The organism is Citricoccus sp. NPDC055426, assembly GCF_040677445.1.
Lineage (GTDB): Bacteria > Actinomycetota > Actinomycetes > Actinomycetales > Micrococcaceae > Citricoccus.
Genome location: NZ_JBFARZ010000002.1, coordinates 228,601 through 249,605, shown reverse-complemented (window position 1 = coordinate 249,605; position 21,005 = coordinate 228,601). Strand labels below are relative to the sequence as shown.

23 protein-coding genes are annotated in these 21,005 nt (G+C 66.6%); 10 read left to right on the top strand and 13 right to left on the bottom strand.

What is annotated here, in order from left to right; all coding sequences use genetic code 11:
• Positions 1–100 precede the first annotated feature (100 nt).
• The 5 genes from AB0K08_RS04995 to AB0K08_RS04975 form a co-directional block, all read right to left on the bottom strand.
• A complete protein-coding gene (locus AB0K08_RS04995; RefSeq protein WP_363352285.1) occupies positions 101–1,525 on the bottom strand; it encodes an MFS transporter in 1,425 nt (474 codons plus the stop codon).
• Positions 1,526–1,741: 216 nt separating this feature from the next.
• Complete coding sequence (locus tag AB0K08_RS04990) at positions 1,742–2,374, bottom strand: nucleoside triphosphate pyrophosphatase (RefSeq protein ID WP_363352283.1); 633 nt, start codon at positions 2,372–2,374, stop codon at positions 1,742–1,744.
• Positions 2,371–4,053: a DUF885 domain-containing protein gene (locus AB0K08_RS04985; protein WP_363352281.1), complete on the bottom strand. Its 1,683-nt coding sequence runs from the start codon at positions 4,051–4,053 to the stop codon at positions 2,371–2,373. The genes AB0K08_RS04990 and AB0K08_RS04985 overlap by 4 nt, the downstream gene beginning before the upstream one ends.
• Positions 4,054–4,062: 9 nt before the next feature.
• Positions 4,063–5,040 carry a GNAT family N-acetyltransferase gene (locus AB0K08_RS04980; protein ID WP_363352279.1) on the bottom strand — a complete coding sequence of 326 codons (978 nt, stop codon included), beginning with the start codon at positions 5,038–5,040 and terminating at the stop codon, positions 4,063–4,065.
• Between the two features lie 241 nt (positions 5,041–5,281).
• On the bottom strand, positions 5,282–5,515 hold the full coding sequence (locus AB0K08_RS04975; protein ID WP_363352277.1) for a ribbon-helix-helix domain-containing protein: 234 nt from the start codon (positions 5,513–5,515) through the stop codon (positions 5,282–5,284).
• A 419-nt stretch (positions 5,516–5,934) separates the two neighbouring features.
• Between AB0K08_RS04975 and AB0K08_RS04970 the strand changes: the two genes are divergently transcribed.
• Positions 5,935–6,180, top strand: a complete 246-nt coding sequence (locus AB0K08_RS04970) for a hypothetical protein (protein WP_363352275.1) — start codon at positions 5,935–5,937, stop codon at positions 6,178–6,180.
• Positions 6,181–6,246: 66 nt separating this feature from the next.
• Entirely contained in the window at positions 6,247–6,759 is a 513-nt protein-coding gene (locus AB0K08_RS04965) for a GNAT family N-acetyltransferase (protein WP_363352273.1), read from the top strand.
• A 79-nt stretch (positions 6,760–6,838) separates the two neighbouring features.
• Here the strand turns inward: AB0K08_RS04965 and AB0K08_RS04960 are convergent, their stop codons facing one another.
• A complete protein-coding gene (locus AB0K08_RS04960) occupies positions 6,839–7,135 on the bottom strand; it encodes an addiction module antidote protein (protein WP_363352271.1) in 297 nt (98 codons plus the stop codon).
• On the bottom strand, positions 7,125–7,442 hold the full coding sequence (locus AB0K08_RS04955) for a type II toxin-antitoxin system RelE/ParE family toxin (RefSeq protein WP_363352269.1): 318 nt from the start codon (positions 7,440–7,442) through the stop codon (positions 7,125–7,127). The genes AB0K08_RS04960 and AB0K08_RS04955 overlap by 11 nt, the downstream gene beginning before the upstream one ends.
• Before the next feature lie 230 nt (positions 7,443–7,672).
• On the opposite strand from AB0K08_RS04955, the gene AB0K08_RS04950 reads away from it, so the two are divergent.
• The 3 genes from AB0K08_RS04950 to AB0K08_RS04940 all read left to right on the top strand — a co-directional run bounded on the left by AB0K08_RS04950 (position 7,673) and on the right by AB0K08_RS04940 (position 9,567).
• Positions 7,673–7,906: a ribbon-helix-helix protein, CopG family gene (locus AB0K08_RS04950; RefSeq protein ID WP_363352267.1), complete on the top strand. Its 234-nt coding sequence runs from the start codon at positions 7,673–7,675 to the stop codon at positions 7,904–7,906.
• Positions 7,903–8,145 (top strand): toxin, encoded by a 243-nt coding sequence (locus AB0K08_RS04945; protein ID WP_363352265.1) that lies wholly within the window; start codon positions 7,903–7,905, stop codon positions 8,143–8,145. Before AB0K08_RS04950 ends, AB0K08_RS04945 begins: the two co-directional genes overlap by 4 nt.
• Before the next feature lie 213 nt (positions 8,146–8,358).
• Positions 8,359–9,567, top strand: a complete 1,209-nt coding sequence (locus AB0K08_RS04940) for a HEPN-associated N-terminal domain-containing protein (RefSeq protein WP_363352263.1) — start codon at positions 8,359–8,361, stop codon at positions 9,565–9,567.
• A gap of 396 nt (positions 9,568–9,963) precedes the next feature.
• On the opposite strand, the gene AB0K08_RS04935 is transcribed toward AB0K08_RS04940, so the two are convergent.
• The 3 genes from AB0K08_RS04935 to AB0K08_RS04925 form a co-directional block, all read right to left on the bottom strand.
• Positions 9,964–10,473 (bottom strand): GNAT family N-acetyltransferase, encoded by a 510-nt coding sequence (locus AB0K08_RS04935; protein WP_363352261.1) that lies wholly within the window; start codon positions 10,471–10,473, stop codon positions 9,964–9,966.
• A gap of 247 nt (positions 10,474–10,720) precedes the next feature.
• Entirely contained in the window at positions 10,721–11,566 is an 846-nt protein-coding gene (locus AB0K08_RS04930; protein ID WP_363352259.1) for a hypothetical protein, read from the bottom strand.
• Positions 11,567–12,048: 482 nt separating this feature from the next.
• Positions 12,049–12,564, bottom strand: a complete 516-nt coding sequence (locus AB0K08_RS04925; protein WP_363352258.1) for a hypothetical protein — start codon at positions 12,562–12,564, stop codon at positions 12,049–12,051.
• Between the two features lie 722 nt (positions 12,565–13,286).
• Here AB0K08_RS04925 and AB0K08_RS04920 point away from each other — a divergent pair.
• From AB0K08_RS04920 to AB0K08_RS04905, 4 genes are read left to right on the top strand one after another with little or no spacing between them, the layout of a single operon-like run.
• Positions 13,287–14,135 (top strand): metal ABC transporter substrate-binding protein, encoded by an 849-nt coding sequence (locus tag AB0K08_RS04920; RefSeq protein WP_363352256.1) that lies wholly within the window; start codon positions 13,287–13,289, stop codon positions 14,133–14,135.
• Entirely contained in the window at positions 14,132–14,902 is a 771-nt protein-coding gene (locus AB0K08_RS04915; RefSeq protein ID WP_363352254.1) for a metal ABC transporter ATP-binding protein, read from the top strand. Before AB0K08_RS04920 ends, AB0K08_RS04915 begins: the two co-directional genes overlap by 4 nt.
• Positions 14,899–15,903, top strand: coding sequence for a metal ABC transporter permease (locus AB0K08_RS04910; protein ID WP_363352252.1), 1,005 nt, complete (start codon positions 14,899–14,901; stop codon positions 15,901–15,903). The genes AB0K08_RS04915 and AB0K08_RS04910 overlap by 4 nt, the downstream gene beginning before the upstream one ends.
• Complete coding sequence (locus tag AB0K08_RS04905) at positions 15,900–16,832, top strand: metal ABC transporter permease (protein WP_363352250.1); 933 nt, start codon at positions 15,900–15,902, stop codon at positions 16,830–16,832. Before AB0K08_RS04910 ends, AB0K08_RS04905 begins: the two co-directional genes overlap by 4 nt.
• 25 nt (positions 16,833–16,857) lie before the next feature.
• Here the strand turns inward: AB0K08_RS04905 and AB0K08_RS04900 are convergent, their stop codons facing one another.
• The 3 genes from AB0K08_RS04900 to AB0K08_RS04890 all read right to left on the bottom strand — a co-directional run bounded on the left by AB0K08_RS04900 (position 16,858) and on the right by AB0K08_RS04890 (position 19,851).
• Positions 16,858–17,550, bottom strand: coding sequence for a metal-dependent transcriptional regulator (locus AB0K08_RS04900; RefSeq protein ID WP_363352248.1), 693 nt, complete (start codon positions 17,548–17,550; stop codon positions 16,858–16,860).
• Positions 17,551–17,980: 430 nt separating this feature from the next.
• Positions 17,981–18,205, bottom strand: coding sequence for an acyl-CoA carboxylase subunit epsilon (locus AB0K08_RS04895; RefSeq protein ID WP_363352246.1), 225 nt, complete (start codon positions 18,203–18,205; stop codon positions 17,981–17,983).
• 59 nt (positions 18,206–18,264) lie between these two features.
• Positions 18,265–19,851, bottom strand: a complete 1,587-nt coding sequence (locus tag AB0K08_RS04890; RefSeq protein WP_363352244.1) for an acyl-CoA carboxylase subunit beta — start codon at positions 19,849–19,851, stop codon at positions 18,265–18,267.
• Positions 19,852–20,127: 276 nt separating this feature from the next.
• Here AB0K08_RS04890 and AB0K08_RS04885 point away from each other — a divergent pair, with 276 nt between their 5' ends.
• Positions 20,128–20,982, top strand: a complete 855-nt coding sequence (locus AB0K08_RS04885; protein ID WP_363352242.1) for a biotin--[acetyl-CoA-carboxylase] ligase — start codon at positions 20,128–20,130, stop codon at positions 20,980–20,982.
• Positions 20,983–21,005 lie beyond the last annotated feature (23 nt).

The following is a 21,005-nucleotide window of genomic DNA, read 5'->3' as shown; positions in this document are numbered from 1 at the left end:
CCGCGCCGCGGGTCTGGGGTTGTAGGAAGTCCACAATATCTGCCGCTTGCCGTCGCCTGCCGCCGCCTGCCGCCGCCTGCCCTCGCCCCAGTCGGCTCCCTCACCCGTCCCGCAGTAGGGCGGCGGCCGGTGCGGGCAGGCGCCAGGCCACCAGGACCCCCACCAGGAGCCCGACGCCGGCCAGGACGGTCGCGACCAGGAACGGGTCACCGGTGTGCAGGGTGGGTGCGAAGCCGATGCCCACGCAGACGGCCACCCCGGTGGAGCCGCCGAGCTGGTCGGCCGCGCGCTGCACGCCCGAGGCCGTCCCGGCGTCGTCGTCCGTCACGCCGCTGACCGCGATGTACTGCAGGCCCACCAGACCGAAGCCCATGCCAGCTGCGATCAGCAGCATCGCCGGGACCATCGCCACGGCGCCGGCGCCCAGGGCGGCCACCAGCGCGATCACGCCCATGGCGGCCGCGGTGAATGCCAGCCCCGCCAGCACGCACGTCCGGGCACCCCACCGGCCCAGCAACCGGGGGACGAGCATGGAGCAGGCGATCAGGGCGACCGCCAGCGGCAGCATCGTCACCCCGGCGCCCAGCGGCCCGATACCCAACCGGTCCTGCAGATAGAACGTGAACAGCAGGAAGGAGGTGGACAGTGCGCCACTGAGCAGCATGGTGGTCAGGTTCGCCCCCACCCGGGCGCGGTGCGCGAAGAATTCCAACGGCAGCAGCGGGTGGCGTGAGCGCGATTCCACCCGCACGAAGCCCAGACCCGCCAGCACGGCCCCGGCCAGGGCCGCCGGCGCGATCCACGCCGGCGTGGACGGCTCGCCCGCCTCGACCACCCCGAGGGTGAACAACAGGGGACAGGCGGTCAGCAGCAGGGCGCCGGGGACATCCAGCGGGGCGGAGCGGCGGCGCACCGGCCGGTCACGCTCCACCAGGAGGACGCCGGTCAGCAGCACGATCAGGATGAAGGGCACCGAGATCAAGAAGATCCACCGCCACCCCAGGTGGGCGGTGATGATCCCGGACAGCACGAATCCGAGCACGAGCCCGCAGCTGGCGACCGCGGCCCACACGCTCAGTGCCCGTGACCGTCGGGGCCCCTCGGGGAACATCAGCACGATGGTGGCCATCGCCGCGGGCAGGGCGATCGCCTCGCCGGCACCCTGCAGCAGGCGCGCGAGGACCAGCACCGTGAAGGACGGGGCCAGGCCGGCCAGCAGGGACGCGGCGCCGAAGACGGCGGTGCCAGCCAGCAGCGTGCGGCGCCGTCCGAGCAGGTCGCCCAGGCGGCCGCCCAGCATCAGCAGGCCGCCGCCGGTGATGGTGTAGCCCACCACCACCCAGGTCAGGGAATGGGCGTCGGCACCGAACTCGGCGCCGATCGAGGGCAGCGCGATGTTGACCACGGTCACGTCGACCGCGATGAAGAACTGCAGCATCGACATGGCGCAGAGCACCAGCCAGGCGCGCGCCGGGGACGGATCGCCGCCGCGCGAGGGACGAAGGGAATGAAGGGTTGGGAACACCAGGGACTCCGTTGCAGACGAGAGGTTCCCGGGCAGCACAGAAGAGGCCGCCCGGGTCTGACGACGAAGCGGCTGGGCGTCTCGAAGAGAGTCTGTCAGGAGGCCCCGCCGCTAGCGGGGCACCCTGGTCACTGCGGCACAGGAGGCCGCGGAAGCTGCTGACATGGTGTCCACGGTATCAGCGCGGGGTGGTCCGGGCGCGCCGTCCGCCCGGCTTCAGGTCTCCCACAGCGAGGTCAGGGAGACCTCCAGGTCCGCGAGCAGCTCTCTCAGCGTGGACACGGAAAGCCCGATCACAGCGTTGGGGTCCCCGTCTACCGCGGTGACGAAGGCCGCCCCGCGGCCGTCGATCGTGAAGGCCCCGGCGCACTGCAGCGGCTCCCCGGTGGCCACATAGGCGGCGACGTCGGCCTCGTCCACCTCCGCGAAGGTCACCGAGGCGCTGGCCAGGGCGCCGACGGCGGGCCGGGAGATCGCCGGACCGCCGCGGGTGTCCACCACCCAGTGACCGGTGTGGAGCCGGCCCGTCCGCCCGGACTGCATCCGCCACCGCTCGAGGGCCACCTCGGGCTCCCACGGCTTGCCGTAGGCCACGCCGTCCAGCTCGAACACCGAGTCACACCCCACCACCAGGGCCCCGGCGGCGTCCGCGTGGACGGCCACGTCCTCGGCCTTCGCCCGGGCGAGCAGCTCCGCCGTCTCGGCGGGCCCGGCCAGGGGATTGGCGGCGGCGATGGCGTCCTCATCCACATCGGAGACGAGCACCGTGAACGGGATGCCGGCCGCCTGGAGGATCCGCGCCCTCGCCGGGGAGGCCGAGGCCAGCACGAGGCGCGGTGCGGCGCTCACGCGAGCGCCGACCGCAGGGTGTCCAGACCCATCGAGCCCAGACGCAGGGCGCGGGTGTGGAAGGCCTTGAGGTCGAACTCGCGCCCGGCGGCCGCGGCGCGCGAGGCGTGCTCGGTGCGGATCTGCTCCCAGATGCGCTGACCGACCTTGTAGGACGGCGCCTGACCGGGCCAGCCGAGGTAGCGGATGAACTCGAAGCGCACCTGGCCCGGGGTGTCGTTGAGGTGCTTGTTCAGGAACGTGAAGCCCTGCTCCGGGGTCCACACCCCGCCGCCCTCGGACTCCGGGGCCTCGAAGCCGCAGTGCACGCCGATGTCGAACACCACGCGGGCCGCGCGCATCCGCTGGGCGTCCAGCATGCCCAGGTGGTCGCCCGGATCGGTCAGGTAGCCGAACTCCTCCATCAGCTGCTCGGCGTACAGCGCCCAGCCCTCGCCGTGGCCGGAGGTCCACAGGGCGTTTCGGCGCCAGCTGTTCAGCTCGTCCTGCGCCAGCATGGCGGTGCCGATCTGCAGGTGATGGCCCGGCACTCCCTCGTGGTAGACGGTGGTCTTCTGCTCCCAGGTGGTGAAGGAGTCCTCGCCCGGCGGCACGGACCACCACATGCGCCCGGGCCGGGAGAAGTCCTCCGAGGGCCCGGTGTAGTACACCCCGCCCTCCTGCGTGGGGGCGATCATGCACTGGACCCGGTCCATGGGCGCCGGGATCTCGAAGTAGCGCGTCATGGACTCCAGGGCCTCGTCGGTGACCTGCTGCATCCACTCGCGCAGGGCGTCGGTGCCCTGCAGCCGGCGGGCGGGGTCCGTGTTGAGCACCTCGCGGGCCTGCTCGATGCTCGCGCCGGGCTTGATCCGCTCCGCGTCCTCGCGCTGCGCGGCGATGATCCGGGCGAGCTCCTCCTGGCCCCAGGCGTAGGTCTCCTCGAGGTCCACCGTGGCGCCCAGGAACTCCTGCGAGTAGAGCGAGTACAGGTCCTTGCCCACGGCGTCGCGCTCCGGGGCGATGTCCCGCAGGTCCTCGCGCAGGAAGGACGCGAGGGCCCGGTAGGCCTCGCCCGCGCCGCGCGCGGCGGCCTGGAGCTGCGTCATCAACGTCGGGGGCACGACGCCGGCTGCCTCCGCGCGCTCGAGGAGTTCCGGGAAGAATCCGCCGGGCTCGGAGTGTGCCTGGGACTGCTCGATCACGACGTCGATCTGGCGGCGGGCCGCGACGTGGCCCTCGTCCCGCGAGGCGCGCAGGGAGGCGGCGTAGCCGGCCAGGGCGTCCGGGAGGTTGGTCAGGCGGCCGGCGATGTGCGCCCAGTCCTGTTCGGTCTCCGTGGGCATCAGGTCCAGGATGCCGCGGATCTCCTGCGCCGGGGAGGCCAGGTTGTTCAGCTCGGTGCGGCCGGTGGCGTGCAGTCGCCGTTCCAGTCCGATGCGCTCGCGCAGGGCGGCCATGGTGACGCGGTCCACCTCGTCGGCGGGCTCGAGCTTCTCGAGGTCCGCGAGCAGCCGCTGGTTGAGCTGGTCGTCCTCGGCCGTGCCGGCGGGGGAGTAGTCCGAGTACTCGGTCTCCCGGCCCGGGTGGCCCAGCGCGGTGGCCTCCTCCGGGTGGAGGGCGAGGGTGTCGGCGAAATAGCGGTCGGCCAGCGCGTCGATGGCACTGGGATGGCGGGTCTGACGTGCGGAGTCGGTCATGACAGCACACTACTCGGGGCAGGGGGAAGCCATGGTCGAGGGGAGATCGCGGCGCATGGCGGCGGTGGTCCGCTTGGGGCGGAAGCCGAGGCGCTCGTAGAGCCGGGTCGCGCCGGTCGGGCTCGAGGAGTCCACGTCCAGGTCGACGAGGTCGTAGGAGCCCGTCTCGAGGGCCAGGCCGATGGTCCTGGCGAGGCAGGCCGCGGCCAGACCCCGGCCACGGGCGGTCGGGACGGTGCCGACGAGATTGACGTAGAGCTCACGGTCGATCCACTGTCCGCAGAGCACGTACGCGAGCACCTCCCCGGACCGTTCATCGACGGCGATGGTGGAGACGTCGTCGCGGTTGGAGCGGGAGGTCCACCGTTCGTGCCAGGTCTCCTCAGAGGTCGGGGCGGATCCCCAATGATCGCGGAAGGCGAGGTTGTGTGAGGAGCGCACGGGCGTTTCGTCCGCCGGCACGGGGCTGCGTAGGGCCACACCTTCCACGGTCGGCGGCTCCGGCGCCCCCGTCAGGTCACGGGTGAGGGCGTTGAAGTGCCGCGCGACCGCGTATCCGCGTTCGATCAGCAGCGCGCGCGCCGAGGATCCCTCGGTCTGCCCGCCCGCGCTCAGGTAGCCAGGCTGCTGGGGATGCATGGTCGAGGCACGATCCCGGGCCCGCGCCTCGAGCCGGTCCATCAGTTCGGTACCCAACCCCCGGCCGCGGTGGTCGGCGTGCACCCCTCCCTCGACGAAGGTACGGACCAGACCCTCATGGCTGAGGGTGGAGCTGCAGTGGGCCAGACCGAAGGCGACGAGCTGCTCGCCATCCCACACCGCCCAGGAGTCCTCAGCGGGATTGAGCGACGTGGACTCCAGCTCCTCGCGCAGATCCTCGGCAGCCAGGTACTCCTCGGTGCCGTCGACGTCGGCGAGATGGTTGACGAGCACCGCCCATGACGTCACGTCCGCGACGCTCAGTCGCGTCCACCGGTAGTCGGTCATGGGGACACCCTTCTCCTATCCGGGCCGGTCACCCACCTGCCGACCTCAGAGCACAGTAGCTCACAGTGGGGCGCGACCTCACCAACTGGCTGGATGGCCCAGCCGACGTTGACGTCGGAATCACGGTGGCCTTCGGGTTCTCGTCGGTCAGAGTCGTCATTCTCCTCGAGGGTTCGATCCACTGGCACCGATCCGCTGCCCGGACCACTTCCTCGGGCATTGAGCGCGTTGGAGTGGGCCTTCACCCTACGAAGTCGGTCAGAGCGCGGCGGATCGCCTCCGAGCGTGACAGGTGCTCCCGCTCGGCCCCTTCATCCAGCGCCGCAATCTCCTCAGCGGTGAGGCGTACGGCAACGACCTGCCTTGGTTCAGCCGCGCGACCGGGGCGACCGCGCCCGCGGCGCTTCAAGTCCTTGACGTCATAACCGGCTTTGGCCTCGTCTGCCCACTTCTGGATCTGCTCGCCACTGACCATGAACAAATCGTATGACGAAAATAGGCTGTGCATTAGCTGCAGCACTCCGGTCCTTGGCATGAGCGGGCGCCGAGCCACTAAGTCCGTTTCGGGTGGGGATGGTGCATCGGGAACCGGACCCGTCGGTGAACTGCCGGAGGGCCCCAGTCGACTACTACATCATCGACGCACACCAATGGCACAACGTGGTGGATCGGTCTTTCGACGTGTCCAAGCAGAGGAAGGCACTGGCAACCCAGTACGACAAGCGTGCACTGACCTACCGCAGAGGAGTGACCCTGCGGGCTATCACCATCTGGTGCCGCGCCCTACGGTAGAGGGACCGGAGAGCCTGAGGCGCCCATAGATCTGGAGTACGACCAGAGATGACGCAACCGCCAGCGGACAGATCATATGCACCAGACCGGCACACGGTGGCCATGGCCTTTGCAGCCGTGCTGGCCGTCCCCGTCGGACTGGGTCTTGCCATGTTCGGTTACCTCGGCTGGCTCATCGGTCCGCTGGTACTGGCCTTTGGGCTCCTCAGTCGAACCCTAGGCCGCAAAGGGGGACTCTGGGCGATCTGGATTGGCGCGGGCCTGATCCTGGGGACGCTGTCCTACATCGGCCTCGGCTTGCTCACACCCGATGGGTCGCCAACCGAAAGCGGATCCGGGCAAGCATAACGATGTCCGTCGATGCCGATGGCAGTCGTGCGGCATTGCCGGGGGCGAGTCTTGTTGAATGGGGGAATGGATATTCGCCCCTGCACCGACGCGGACCTGCGTTTGTTGTGCTCACGCTGGAAGACGCCCGGCGGCGTCCACGAGAGGCACCATGCCCGCCATCTGGCCGGTGAGGTCACCTACCTGGTCGCGTGGCAGGGCCAGGAGCCACTGGGCTCCGGAGTACTGCAGTGGGGTGGCTGCATCGGGTCTAACGCGCGGACCGCGTATCCCGATGCGGTGGAACTCAATCACCTCCTTGTCCGTGACCACTGTCGCGGACAAGGAGTGGGTAGCGCTCTGATCGCCGCCGCTGAGGCCCTCGCAGCGCAGACCGGCCGACACCAGATGGCGATGGGCGTCGCTGAGGACAATCCGGATGCCGAACGCTTGTACCGGCGTCTGGGTTACCGCTCCACCGGGGTGATCGATGTCAGTGAGTATGACTGGATCACCGCCGAAGGGTCAGTCCGACATGAGACCGAGCACGATCACCTGCTGGTCAAGGACCTCAGCCTCACCATGGAACGTGTCCGCTGATCTCTTGCTGGTGCACACAGCTGGGCCGTCCCACGACGGGACCCCTTACCGGTCAACCCTCAGCGGCAGAGTTGAGCGTCTATGCGACGGCGCGGAAAATGAGCTTGAGGCCGAGGGCGTCGGAGACCTTGAGCACGGTTGACCAGGTGGGGTTGCCCTGGTCGGAGAGTGCCTTGTAGAGCCCGTCGCGGCTCATCCCGACACGGCGGGCCAGTTCACTCATGTTGCCTGAGCGGGCGATCGCTCCCAGAGCGCGGGGTACGGCGGCGGGATCCTCGGCAGACTCCTCCAGAGCGATCTGCAGGTAGGCCGCGACGTCGTCGATGTCGTCGAGGTAGTCGGCGGGGTCAAAGCGGGTGTACTGCTCAGTGGTCATTGTCGTCCTCCGTCGCTTGCCACTCTGAGGCGAGTTGGTGCGCCTTGGCAATGTCGCTCTGTTGTGTCGACTTGTCGCCTCCGCAGAGCAGGAGCACCAAGCGGTTGCCGCGTTGTGCGTAGTAGACCCGGTAGCCCGGCCCATAGGTAAGCCGAAGTTCCAGGACGCCCTGGCCGACAGCCTTGACGTCACCGGGGTTACCGTGGGCTAGGCGGTCGATCCTGGACAGGATCCGCAGCCGGCCCTGTCGGTCCTTTAGCTTGCGCAACCACCGGTCGAAGTCGTCAGTGGTGAAGACCTCGGCCATGTGTCGACTATAGTCGACAGAAGTAGCTTACTTCAAGGACCATCGGCATGAACGGACAGCCCGCCTGCCGAACCGCCTTCAACGACGCTGGGCGCCAGATGGGTGAGAAGCCGTCGCTGTCCGCACGGGGATCCCCACCCAAAACGGATCTAGTGGCTCGGCGCCCGCTCATGCCAGGGGTCGGAGTGCTTCCTCTACTGCACAGCCGATTTTCGTTATACGATTTGATCATGGTCAGTGACGAGCAGATCCAGAAGTGGGCAGACGAGGCCGAAGCTGGTTACGACGTCGAGGAATTGAAGCGCCGCGGACGCGGTCGCCCCGGTCGCGGCGCTGAGCCGATGCAGGTCGTTGCCGTGCGCCTCACCGCGGAGGAGATTGCGGCACTGGATGAAGTAGCCGAGCGAGAGCACCTGTCACGCTCGGAGGCGATCCGCCGCGCCCTGACTGACTTCGCAGTGTGAAGGTTCACGCCAGCGCCCTTAAGCACGGAGTGCTTCCCGAGGACGCGATCCAGGCTGCCGACTGGTGCCAGTGGATCGAACCCCTTGAAGAAGACGACTGGCCGCATCGTGAGTTACGGCTTGGCTTCGATACCCGCGCTCGATTGCTTGAGACCGTTGTGCTGGCCTTCGAAAGTGGCGAACAGATGGTGATCCATGCCATGCCCGCCAGACGCCAATACTGGGACCTACTTCCTTGATCCCCGCCTCGTTCTTGCCGCGATGCGGCCACATGTGCCGCTGAGGGATCGTCCACCGGCCGGCTGAGGTTCCGTTGACGGTGCGTTCCCCCTCGGGCGATGGAGACCAGTTTTCGCGCATGCTGAAGCAGGTCGTCCCTCCGACCTGGATCGACCGTTCTCACGTCTGGATCTGGCTTTGCCTGAACAACGTGCGTCGGGTTTCATATGTTCATGGGTCTGACGAAGCGGTACATGGAAGAGGTTGACGCCCGCGGATACTCCGACCAGTCCGGCAGGGTCTGCTCAAAGTGCATCACCGAGCCCACACTTTCCGCGGTCATCCGCGAAGAGGGCGAATCGTGGGCCGACGCCGAAGACGAGGCAGCTGCCGCCTGCGAGTACTGTCAGGAGGTGCCGCAGGCACCTGAATCACTGGCCGAACTCGAGCGGGTAATAGAACTCGTCGTCGGAGGCCTGCGGGCCGAGTACGACGATCCAGCAGAGGAAGCTGGCTGGGACGGACGCGAAGGCGGCTACCAGGTCCCGACCTACGACACCGACGATCTCCTGCGGGAACATGAGGTCGCCGAGAACGGCAAGCTCATCGACGACATCGCAGGAGCCATCAACAACACTGTTTGGTGCCAGCTCCATCCGTACGAATCAACTGAAAGCCAAGCACTCCAGTGGGGATGGTCGGCGTTCTGCCAATACGTGAAGACTCGGCGCCGATTCACGTTCCTCACCCCGGAGGCAGATCCCACGCTCGGAGCCGGCGACATCCCTCTCCACGCCGTTCCCGCAGCAGTCGTGCGATCAGTTCAACACTCTGGCCTGACAATAGTCAGTCCTGCCGGCTCCACCTGGTGGCGCGCACGCGTTCATCCCGCTGACGAGGCCCACAAGACAGCCAAAGAGATCGGAACTCCTCCAAGCGAACATGCCCGCGACAACCGCATGACGCCGACGGGCATCGGCGCATTCTACGGTGCCTCCACCTTGCATGGAGCCAGAGCCGAGGTCGCTGGGTACGCAGAAGCGGACCACGACGCGACCGTCGGCCAGTTCACCCAGCTGACTGACCTAACCTTCATCGACCTACGCGATTGGCCCCCGGTCCCGTCGCTGTTCGACGACCGCGCTCGTCACCTGCGTGGTGCCCGGACCTTCATGCACGATTTCATCACCGACGTCACCAAGGTCGCTGACCCGAGCGATACCCAGAACCTCGACTACATCCCGACCCAAATCATCGCTGAACACCTGCGTTACGATCTCCCGGTCGACGGCATCCTGTGGCGTTCCACCAAGGACCGCGATGTCACTGTCTGCGTCCTTTTCCTAGACAACGACGCGATGGCCGACTGTGACGACACAAATGAACAGTCCCATCTCGGACTGGATCCGATGTCGGTCACCCACATCTCAGGGCCACTCTGACAGTCATTCGGGAACATTGGAGCTCTACGCCGGAGTAGCCGGCTCAGAATCCATACAGCGACTATGGAGCCCCTCGGGTACGACTACGGCATCAGCAGCGAGTCCGCCATCCGCATCCGCTGCGACCTACGCACTTCAAAGCCGTGTCGTGTCGCCGAGAATTACACTCAATGTGAGCGTCCAACCCCACGCTGTGTTCGTCCTGCGGCCTACCCACTCACCGTGGCCATAAGGGATCCCCCGCTGGGGCGGTGCTGGCAAACTGCTTCTTGGTCCATCGTCGGACCGGTGAGTCGTTCCCCCTCACGGGACAATCCAGCGGTGTGACGAACGGTGGGCTCACCTGATCCTCATCCGGTCCACTCGTCCGGGTTCAGGCGGCCCCGGTGCTGGCCTTCAAAGAATGCCGATGGTGGGGGCGAGGTCCTTGACCAGCAGGAGATCGCGCTCGGTCTCATGCTGGACTGCTCCCTCGGCGGTGATCCAGTCGTACTCGCTGACATCGACGACGCCGGTGAGGCGGTAGCCCAGGCGGCGGTACAGGCGTTCCGCGCCCTGGTTGTCGTCGGCGACGCCTACCGCTATCTGGAAACGGCCAGCTTGCCATGCGAGGGCCTCAGCGGCGGCAATGAGGTCGCTGCCCACGCCCTGTCCACGGTATTGGTCACGGACCTGCAGGTGATTGATCTCCACCGCCTGTGGGTACGCGGTTCGGGCATTCGACCCGATGCACCCGCCCCACTGCACCACGCCGGAGCCCAGCGGCTCCTGATCCTGCCACGCGACCAGGTAGGTGGCCTGGCCGGCCTGCTGACGGGCATGGTGTGCCTCGTGGACGCCACCGGGCGTCCTCCAGTGCAAGCACAACACGCTCAGGTCCTCGTCGGTGCAGGGGCGAATATCCATTCCCCCATTCAACAAGACACGTCCGGTCGGGGATGGGTTACCGGACATGGGGCTACAAGGTTGAGTGGCGGGCATTGAACCTTCGGTTAGTGAGGGATACGGCGATGGGCGGCATCCCTCCTGCTGAGTCAGTATGACGGGCATTCCATCGGAGACCGTGCATGTGAACCTTCGAACGCACTGCTGCCGGCGTGAGCTGGAATAGGTTGCGAGGCATTCAGCGAGCCGTAGAGGAGTGAGGACCGGTTCACCAATTCTCCTTCACGTTAGACGGATCCGCGCACCGTCCGTAAACTGCCATGTCGCTAGGGGTGTATGGAACAGGACGCCAGCACATTCCCTCGTACATCTGGAACGGCGAAGGGTCTCGGGTGCTCTGAGTTGATAAGACGTAAATCGGGTTATCGTCGTCGCCGATTGTCTGGGTAGTCGTTTTGCCGTTCACGAGAACTTCGAGGTTGATCGCCGTCTGGCACAGTCCGCCCCCATAGCTTGGGAGAATTGTGATGACTAAGTACTCCGTTTCTTTGTCTTCGAGGGTAATGGTCCGGTCGCGGAAGAAAGGTACGTACTTCAGCGGATGCTCTGGATCTTGGGTGACTGGCTCATCGAATGGTTCGTCAAGGCTTAATACCACTCCGATGGAAGGCGGAATTCCTCCGCGCCCATCCATGTTGATTAAGTAGGCGCTGTCTGCGGGGTAAGAGCATTCCGGCGACGGATGGATTCCGACGATCCGGACCTGATCCCGTCTATTGCCTTTAACCTGAATCTTTACCTCTTTTGGTCCTGCTGTGATGGCATCTCGCTCTCGGAACCACTGCTCACGTTGCTCCCCACGTAAAGTCTCCAGTCGGTCTAGATCTGCGTTAGTGACGCCACCTACGAGCAGGAGATCTTCACCAGGAACCTCTGCATCAATCGAAACGACACTCGTCAGGACAGGGTCACCATCTCTGAAGAAATCAGAAACGTTATCCGCGAAGGGTTGGATCCAACCAACCAGTATTTCAGATACCACGGCAACCGCGATTGCCAGGGAGGTGGCTACGATCTGAACCAACTTCCTAGATTTCTTTTTCGATTCAGGCACGTGTGGGTCTCGAGCGGTGCGCCTTTGAGGTCTCATGGTTCCTTCCCCTGCGTTTCTCGTGTGGAACGAACTATAAGCACATTCCGACCGTTGAGGGGATAGCCAGCCCGTGCTTCAATTTGTGCGAAAATGGATGCCTTCGTGGATCTATTGGTCGATGGACAAATCGACGTTAGTGGGAATGCGAATATCGCTTCATCGAGGCCTATTAATATTGCGATCGGACCAGTGAACGGATTCGTCAGTAAAACGCTTCGAGTCGGCGTCTTAACCGTGATTCACCAATCATTGTGCTGCGTGGGGGACGTAGCCGGGTCGGTGGATTCAGGCTAAAGCCCGGCAGGTAGAGCGAGGTTTGGCACTCAAGCAAGCATGATCCAGTGGGGGAACGACATCCGGTGACGCCAGTGGCCCTTCGTTTTCCACGGGCTGGCGTGCCGCAGAGGGGTCGGTGCCACACATCTCAGGTTTGTGGTGCCGGCTCACTCAGATGGAGGGGCATCGCTGCGCCGAATCTTCGAGGGCCAGCCGCATCGTCCGTTGCCGCCGCGGAAGTAGACTAGGCCGTTCCGACCGATGCTCGAAACGGTTTGCGCCTCGGACCAGACGTGAACTTCTCCGGTGGCGGGGTCAACGTGCCTCTGCTCATGGTCGACAATATCTCCGCTTCTCAGGCGCAGTTTCCTGAGCGCAACAGCCGTCCGCGCGGCGAGGTGGTGCTCGATCCAAGCCGAAGCCACTGGACGCGAGAGTTCTGCCACCTCGCCGGTATGACCCAACTCCCGCAGGACCGCCTGCTGCCGTTCGGTCGCCGGGTAAAGCTGCTCTTGCCAGATCGTCGGGCGAAGCCAAGCTTCGATAGCCGCCGCAAGCACGACGCGTGACTCGTCGGTAAACCTATACCCGACCTTCAGCGCCAGGCCCAGCTGCTCGTCGGTTGGCGGACCCGCGGACTCTTCCAGCAGTCGCGTCGGCTCACGCCAGCCCGGGAAGGCCATGACACGAGTATGCCGGAGAGTCATCGTCCAGCGAAACGATGCGTGGCGCGGCCGGATGCCCTTCTCAACGCCACGGGGGACGCCGCTGGCTCAGACGTCGCGCCACGTGATGTGCTTGTGCTTGTCTGGCTCGACCCGCGGCTGTCTGAGGACGACGAGACGTGGGAGCGGCACGAGGAGGCGGTGGGGCACGAGGACGAGGTGGCAAGTGTGCTGGCCGACTGTCAGGTTCAGAAGCGGACGGCACTCATGTCAGAAGCAGTCTTCACTGATCGACCAGGTGACCTCAGAAGCGACCCGTAGGGGGATCCCCTTGCGGAACGCGAGCCCCAACGACGATCGTCCGCCGCAACATGCCGCCACGGAGCTTCTAAAGAACCCCGCCATTTAGCGGATTAAGTCACATTCGATCCAAGAGTCGATTGATTGGTAAGGCGTCATCAATTCGTGTCCACGAGGACACCTGCCGTTGGACGGGCCTCTGCTGAGAGCATATTCCGGCTCACCCCTGCGCACCCATTTGCGTTGTTGTATACACCGAACATATTGTCTCTTGCATGCCCAACTACCGATTGCCTGACAACTCCCGACCCCGTCCGTCTCGTTCAGGGCGCTGTGGCCGTCTCGCTGGGGTGGGCACCGTCCTGGCGGGCGCGTTGCTTCTGTCAGCCTGCTCTGTCGGCGGATCTTCCACCGCCGGCGCGTCCAAGGAACCGCTGAGTGTGTATGCCACCACCGGGTACCTCGCGGACGCGGTGGCGAACATCGCCCCGGAAGCGGAGGTGACCACCATGGTGGGCCCGGGCGGGGATCCGCACACCTACCAGCCCTCCACACAAGACATCCAGGCCCTACAGAGCGCCGACGTGGTGCTATGGAACGGCCTCCACTTGGAGGCGCAGATGATCGATCAACTGGAGAGCCTCGGCGAGGCCCAGCTGGCCGTCGGCGATCAGATCCCGGAGGACCTGCTGCTGGGCTGGGAGGACACCGATGCCGAGGGCAACGCACTGCACGACCCCCACATCTGGAACAGCCCCGAGGCCTGGAGGCTGGCGGTAGGTCACGCGGCGGACCATCTGGCGCGGATTGACCCGGACAATGCGGACACCTACCAGGCCAACGCGGACGACTACATCGGCCAGATCCAGCGCGTCCACGCCGAGGCCGAGGACCTGCTGGGCACCATCGACGAGGAAGACCGGGTGCTGATCACCGGCCACGATGCCTTCGCCTACTTCGTGCAGGCCTACGGCATCGAGGTCCACGCCACCGACTACATCTCCACCGAGGCCCAGCTCTCCCCGCAGGAACTCAGTGACCTCGCGGACCTGATCGTGGAGAACGAGGTGCCGGTGATCTTCCAGGACAACCAGGCCAACCCGCAGGCCATCACCTCCCTGCGCGAGGCCGTGGAAGCTCGCGGCTGGGAGGTGAAGATCTCCGACGAGGAGCTGTATGCCGACACCCGCGGAGCCCAGGCGGACGTCGACACCTACCTGGAGGTCTACGAGCACAACGCCCGCTCCGTCGCCGACGCTTTGGGCCAGGGGCAGGAGGAGGGGCAGTGATCGCCTGCCAGACCAGCGGCCTCAGCGTCGCCTACCACACCGAGCCGGTGCTGCGCAACGTCGACTTCTCGGTGTCGGCCGGCGCGGTGATGGGTATCGTGGGCCCCAACGGCGCCGGCAAATCCACCCTGATCAAAGCCATGCTCGGCCTGGTCACACCGCTGACCGGAACCAGTGAGTTCTTCGGCCAGTCCCTGAGCCGGGTCCGCCAGCGAGTCGGGTACATGCCGCAGTTCACCTCGGTGGATTGGGACTTCCCGACCACGGTCCGAGACGTGGTGCTGATGGGCACCTATGGGCGTCTGGGCTGGTTGCGCCGGCCGGGCCGCGCGGAGAAGGAGACTGCCGCAACAGCGATGGCCCAGACCGGGATCACCGACCTCGCCCGTCGGCAGATCGGTGAGCTCTCGGGCGGCCAGCGCCAGCGGGTCTTCCTGGCGCGGGCCTTGGCCCAGGAGCCCGACCTGTTCTTCATGGACGAGCCCTTCCAGGGGATCGATGCGAAGAGCCAGCGGGCCATCGTCTCCGTGCTGCACCGGCTGCGGCAGGCCGGCAAGACCGTCGTGATCGTGCATCACGACCTGGCCACGGTGCAGGACTTCTGTACCCACGTGACCCTGCTGAACCAGACCGTCGTCTCCTGCGGGCCCGTGGATGAGGCGTTCACCAGCGAGCATCTCCGGCATGCGTACCGGGTCGGTGACACCGAACAGGGATTCTTCGAGCCCGACAACTCCCGGGGCCCTCGTGTCGAGGTCGCCCCGTGAGCGACGTCCTCGGCGCGTTGATGGGGCCGGGCGCGTTCTTCGACGACCACACCTTCCGGATGGCGTTCTTCGGCACCGCGGTGATCGGCCTGGTGGCCGGAGCGCTCGGCAGCTTCGCCTACCTGCGCAAGCAGTCCCTGATCAGCGACGTCATCTCACACTCCGCACTGCCCGGCACCCTGGGGGCCTTCCTGCTCGCTGTCGTGGTGCTGGAGGTCGACGGACGCAACATGGCCGTACTGATGCTCGGAGCGGTCGTGGCCGGCACCCTGGCGGTGGGTCTGGCCCAGTACGTCACCCGGGCGACGAAACTGAGCATCGACGCCGCCATGGCCATCACCCTGTCCCTCTTCTTCGGCGCGGGGATGCTGCTGATGCGGATCATCAGCAACGGCGCTTACCCGGGCAAGGGCGGCATCCAGGACTACCTGTTCGGCAACGCCTCCGTGATCACCAAGGCCGACCTGATCGCCAGCATCTCCGTAGGCACCGCCGCCCTGGTGCTGATGGTGGTGTTCTGGAAGGAAATCACCTTACGCACCTTCGACCCGGACCACTCCACCGTGCTGGGTTTCCATGCCCGGGCGATCGACGCCTTGATGTTCATCACCATCGTGATTGCCATCGTCATCGGCGTGAAAGCCGTGGGCCTGGTGCTGATGGTCGCGTTCGTGGTGACCCCACCGTCCGCCGCACGGCAATGGACCCGCACCCTGCCGGCCATGGTGGTGCTCTCCGGGATCATCGGGGGCCTCGGCAGCGGCCTGGGAGCCTACCTCTCCATTGCGGTAGGCGGCGTGCCCACCGGGCCGCTGATCGTACTGACCCTCTTCGCCTTCCTCGTGCTCTCGCTGCTGCTCGCCCCTGGACGCAGCCTCATCACCCGAGCACGAGGCCGCACCCGCCACCGACGGATACTACTGCGCCAGCTGGTCGCCGAACGGGAAGCACACATCGAACCGCAGGGTAGCACCACGTTGCCGGGGGCGGGACAGTCATGAGCTTCCTGCTGGGAGCCACACTGGTGGCCGTAACCATGGCGATGGCTTGCGCGCTGCCCGGCGTGTTCGTCGTGCTGCGGAAGAACTCCATGCTGGTCGACGGAATCGGGCACGCCGTGCTGCCCGGCATCGTCATCGGCTACGCCATCACCCAGGACCTGGGCTCACCGTGGCTGATCCTCGGGGCAGCCCTGGCCGGCCTCGTGGTTGTCCTGGGCAACGAGTACCTGACCCGCACCGGGCTCTTGGCCGGAGACTCCCCGCAGGGGTTGGTGTTCCCGGCCCTATTCAGCATCGGAGTGATCATGGTGACCGCGGACTTCGCCAACATCCACCTCGACACCCACGCCGTGCTGGTGGGAGACCTGAATCTGGCGTCATTCCAGCAGCTGACGATCGAAGCACCGGGCCGATCGCCCAATCTCGACCTGGGGCCTGTCTACCTGTACGTGATGCTCGCCGTGCTGCTGGTCAACGTGGCTTTCCTCGCCGCGTTCTATCGGCAGCTGAAACTCACGACCTTCGACCCGCAGTTCGCCCGGACCCTCGGCATCCGCTCCGGAGCGCTGAACACCGGGTTCATGTTCCTCGTCTCCATCACGGTCACGGCGGCATTCAACGGAGCCGGTGCCATCCTCGTGATCGCCCTGATCGTGGCGCCGCCGGCCACCGCCTACCTGCTCACCGATCGACTGCCAGTGATGATCGGCCTGACCGTGGGAATCGCCGGAGCCGGCGCCGTCGGGGGGTTCTGGGCGGCGTATGCGGCCAACGCGGCCACCAGCGCCGGCATGTCCGTGTTCTACGGAGTTGTGTTCCTGCTGGTCCTCGCCGCCACTCGAGCGGCCAGGGCTCGGAGGCGTCGGTCCTCCCTCCAGCGCACCACCGGGACCCGGCCGACCACACCGGAGCAGGCGCTGATCGGCTGAAACCGACCGGTCAAGACCCGGCCGGTCACGCGGCCGCTGGGCCCACCGGGGAGACCCAGACCGCGTCCGTGGCAGCGCGGCCGAGCACGAGCGGGGCGGCCTCGCCCACCTGCACCTGCAGCGAATCCGAGTAGGGCGGCCCGGCGGAGATGACGAGTTCGGCGCCCACCACCAGGCAGCGTTCGGCGAAGAAGCGCAGCAACTGCGGATCATCATCGGAAATCCGCTCGACCACCAGCCGCGCACCGGGCCTCGACGCGGAGAGGTTCTCCACCGAGGGGACCCGTTCCACGGCTCCCGAGGGCGAGGGGATGGGATCACCGTGCGGGTCCCGGACTGGGTGCGCCAGGAGCTCATCGATGCGCCCGATCATGAAATCGGAGACCGCATGCTCAAGTACCTCTGCCTCGTCATGGACCTCATCCCAGCCGTAGCCGAGCACCTCGACCAGGAACGTCTCGATCAGCCGGTGCCGACGCACCATAGCGACCGCATACCCGCGGCCCACCGTCGTGAGCGTGACGCTGCTGCCATACCGAGCGTGTTCCACCAGGCCCTGCTCCACGAGCTTGGGCAGAGCCCCCGACACCGTGGACAGCTTCAACCCGGTTTTCTGCGCAATCGTGGAAGCGGTCACGGGGCCATCCGACCACTCCTGCAGGTTCCAAACGGCCTTCAGATAGTTCTGAGTACTGGCGGACAGATCAACGACAGACACGACCACCAGCCTACGAGAAAGTCCCCCTACGTAGCGACCGACGACTCCTTATGCGCGCGACCGGAAGCAAACACCGCCAGATTGCATGCGCTGCCTACTCAACCGTGCCCGTTTGGGAAATCACGACTGGGGCGGGGCGCGGTGCTTGAACCTGCTGCGGCGGCTGTGCCGCAAGTGGAACCTCTCCCGGACGAACCCGTGGCTGGCCTCAGCGAACGAGAGTGCTCGTGGCACCGTGCCCCGTAAGACCCGCCCGGTGAAGTGTTCGGTGCAGGGGCCCTATCCGGAACTGGCGGAGCGTTGGGGGCAATAGACCGTTCCTCCCCGTATTCCGCCGGCGTCCCATGCTCCGTTCAGCAAGGTCCGGCCCCGGCTGGCAGCGATCGACCTCCGCTGGGATGCGCCGAAACTTCTGCACTCAAAGCGGAGGTCAGCGCTGCCCGGCGGCGTGCTTCCAGGAGTCGGAGCCCGGGCGGGCCCACAGTCCCAGCCGGCGGCGGCGGTCCAGTGTGCGGTCCGGGCCTCGCCGGCCAACGTCCTCACGGCGGTGCTGCTCGGCCTGCACGGCCACGGCCTGCAGCACAGCGGTCAGGGCGGCCGTCTCTTCCGCGTCGAGGGTGCCCTTGACCACGAGCTCGGGATGGTCGTTCTGCATGCTCTCCTCCTGATTCATTGATGTCTGGTTCACTGTCCGGTTCCCTGACGGTCCGACGGTCACAGCGGGATGTTCCCGTGCTTCTTGGCGGGACGGGACTCGCGCTTGTGGAACGTGGCCCGCAGGCCGCGCACGATCTGCGTCCGGGTCTCGGCGGGGGTGATCACGGCGTCCACGTAGCCGCGGTCGGCCGCCTGGTACGGGTTGAGCAGCTCGGCCTCGTAGTCCCGGACGATCTCGGCGCGCTTGGCCTCCACATCCCCGCCGGACGCCTCCACGTCCTTGAGGTCACGGCGGTAGAGGATGTTGACGGCGCCCTGGGCGCCCATCACGCCGATCTGGGCCGTGGGCCAGGCGAGGTTCAGATCGGCCCCGAGCTTCTTGGAGCCCATCACGATGTAGGCGCCGCCGTAGGCCTTGCGGGTGATGACGGTCAGCTTCGGCACGGTGGCCTCGGCGTAGGCGTAGATCAGCTTGGCGCCGCGGCGGATGATCCCGGAGAACTCCTGGTCCGTGCCGGGCAGGAAGCCGGGCACGTCCACCAGGGTGATGATGGGGATGTTGAAGGCATCGCAGAAGCGGACGAAGCGGGCCGCCTTCTCCGAGGCGTTGATGTCCAGGGTGCCGGCGAACTGCATCGGCTGGTTCGCCACGATCCCCACCGAGCGCCCCTCCACCCGGCCCAGGCCGCAGATCACGTTCGGCGCGTAGAGCTCCTGGACCTGCAGGAAGTGGGCCTCGTCCACCACGTGCTCGATCACGGTGCGCATGTCATAGGGATGGTTCGCCGAGTCCGGGATGAGCGTGTCCAGCTCGAGGTCCTCCGCGGTGACGTCCAGCTCCTCCTCGAACGGCTCCAGGGGCCCTTCGGCCAGGTTGTTGGAGGGCAGGAACTCCAGCAACTCTCGCACGTACTCGAGGGCGTCCTCCTCGTTCGCCGCCAGGTAGGAGGCGGTGCCGGTCACCGTGTTGTGGGAGGTGGCACCGCCCAGGGTCTCCATGTCCACGTCCTCCCCGGTGACCGTCTTGATCACGTCCGGGCCGGTGATGAACATGTGGGAGGTCTTGTCCACCATGATGATGAAGTCCGTCAGGGCGGGGGAGTAGGCGGCACCGCCGGCCGAGGGACCCATGATGAGGGTGATCTGCGGGATCACGCCGGAGGAGAGCACGTTGTTGCGGAAGATGTCCGCGAACATGGCCAGGGAGGCCACACCCTCCTGGATGCGAGCCCCGCCGCCGTCGTTGATGCCGATCACCGGGCAGCCGTTGCGGGCGGCGAACTCCTGGACCTTGACGATCTTCTCGCCGTTGACCTGGCTCAGGGAGCCGCCGTAGACGGTGAAGTCCTGGGCGTAGACGGCCACCAGCCGGCCGTCGATGGTGCCGTGGCCGGAGACCAGCCCGTCCCCGACCGGCTTCTTGCTCCCCATGCCGAACGCCGTGGTGCGGTGCACGGCCAGGGCGTCGAACTCCAGGAAGGAGCCCGGATCCAGCAGCATCTCCACGCGCTCGCGGGCCGTGTGCTTGCCCCGGGCGTGCTGCCTGTCCACCGCATCCTGGCCGGACGGCAGTGCGGCCTCGGCCCGGCGCCGGGCCAGGTCCTGCAGCTTGCCTGCCGTGGTGGTCAGATCCGGTTCGGTCACAGGTCCTCCGTCGGGGTGGATGTCGGGGTGGTCGCCGGTGCGGGGCACCCTTGGCGCTTTCATACAAGTCCGGTCGGACGGTTCCGGGGCACACGCCGGGTGGAACCCGCTGATGACCAAGGTCAAGGCCTCAGTCTAATCTTGAGTGGGACCCTGACGGTTGTAGGAACCACACAAATCTGGCCCGGGCTGACACGCGAATGGTCCACACGCCCTCCGGCCGAGACATCCGGTGGCGTTGACCGGACCGTCAGATCCACGCGCTATACCTGAGCTATGGCCCTCACCCCGATCCCCGACCCGATACCCACACCGACCCCCTCGCCGACGATCACCTGGCTGGACCACACCGGCTCCACGCAGGACCACGTCCTGACGGCGGCAGCGGCCCAGCCGGAGAACTGGCCCCACCTGTCCGCCGCGGCCACCCTGGACCAGCGCTCCGGCCACGGCCGGCGGGGCCGCGGCTGGACCACCCCACCCGGGACCGCCCTGGCGGTCTCCGTGGTGCTGCGGCCGGACCTGGACCTGGAGCACTACACCTGGGTGACCCTCGTGGCCGCCGCCGCCGCCTGCGGCGAACTGCAGGACCGCGGGGTCCCGGCACAGGTGAAGTGGCCGAACGACCTGCTGGCCGAGGACGGACGCAAGCTCTGCGGCATGCTCGCCTCCGTCCTGCCGGACCAGTCCGGGATCGTGCTGGGGATGGGACTCAACCTGGACTTCGGCCCCGGCGGCCCTCCCGTCCCCACAGCCACGTCGGTCGCCGAGTGGGTGCCCGAGGGAGCCCTCAGCACGGCCTCGGACCTGCTCGAGGCCGTGCTGAGGGCGCTGTCAGCGAGCCTGGACGCCTTCAGCCGCGCCGTCCGTGCCCACCCCGGGGAGGTGGACGGGACGCACCCGGCCGCGGCCGACGTCGTGCGTCAGGTGGCGACCCTGGGCACCGCGGTGACCCTGCACCTGCCGGACGGCTCCACCCTGGCGGGAACCGCCCGTGGCCTGGGATCCGGCGGCACCCTGCTCGTGGAACCGGCCGACCGTGGGAAGATGGACACGGCGGTGCCGGGCACCACCCGCAGGGGTGCGTTGCTGGAGGTGTCCGCGGCCGACGTGGTGCACCTGCGCCGCTGAGAACGCGGTGAGAACGCGCTGAG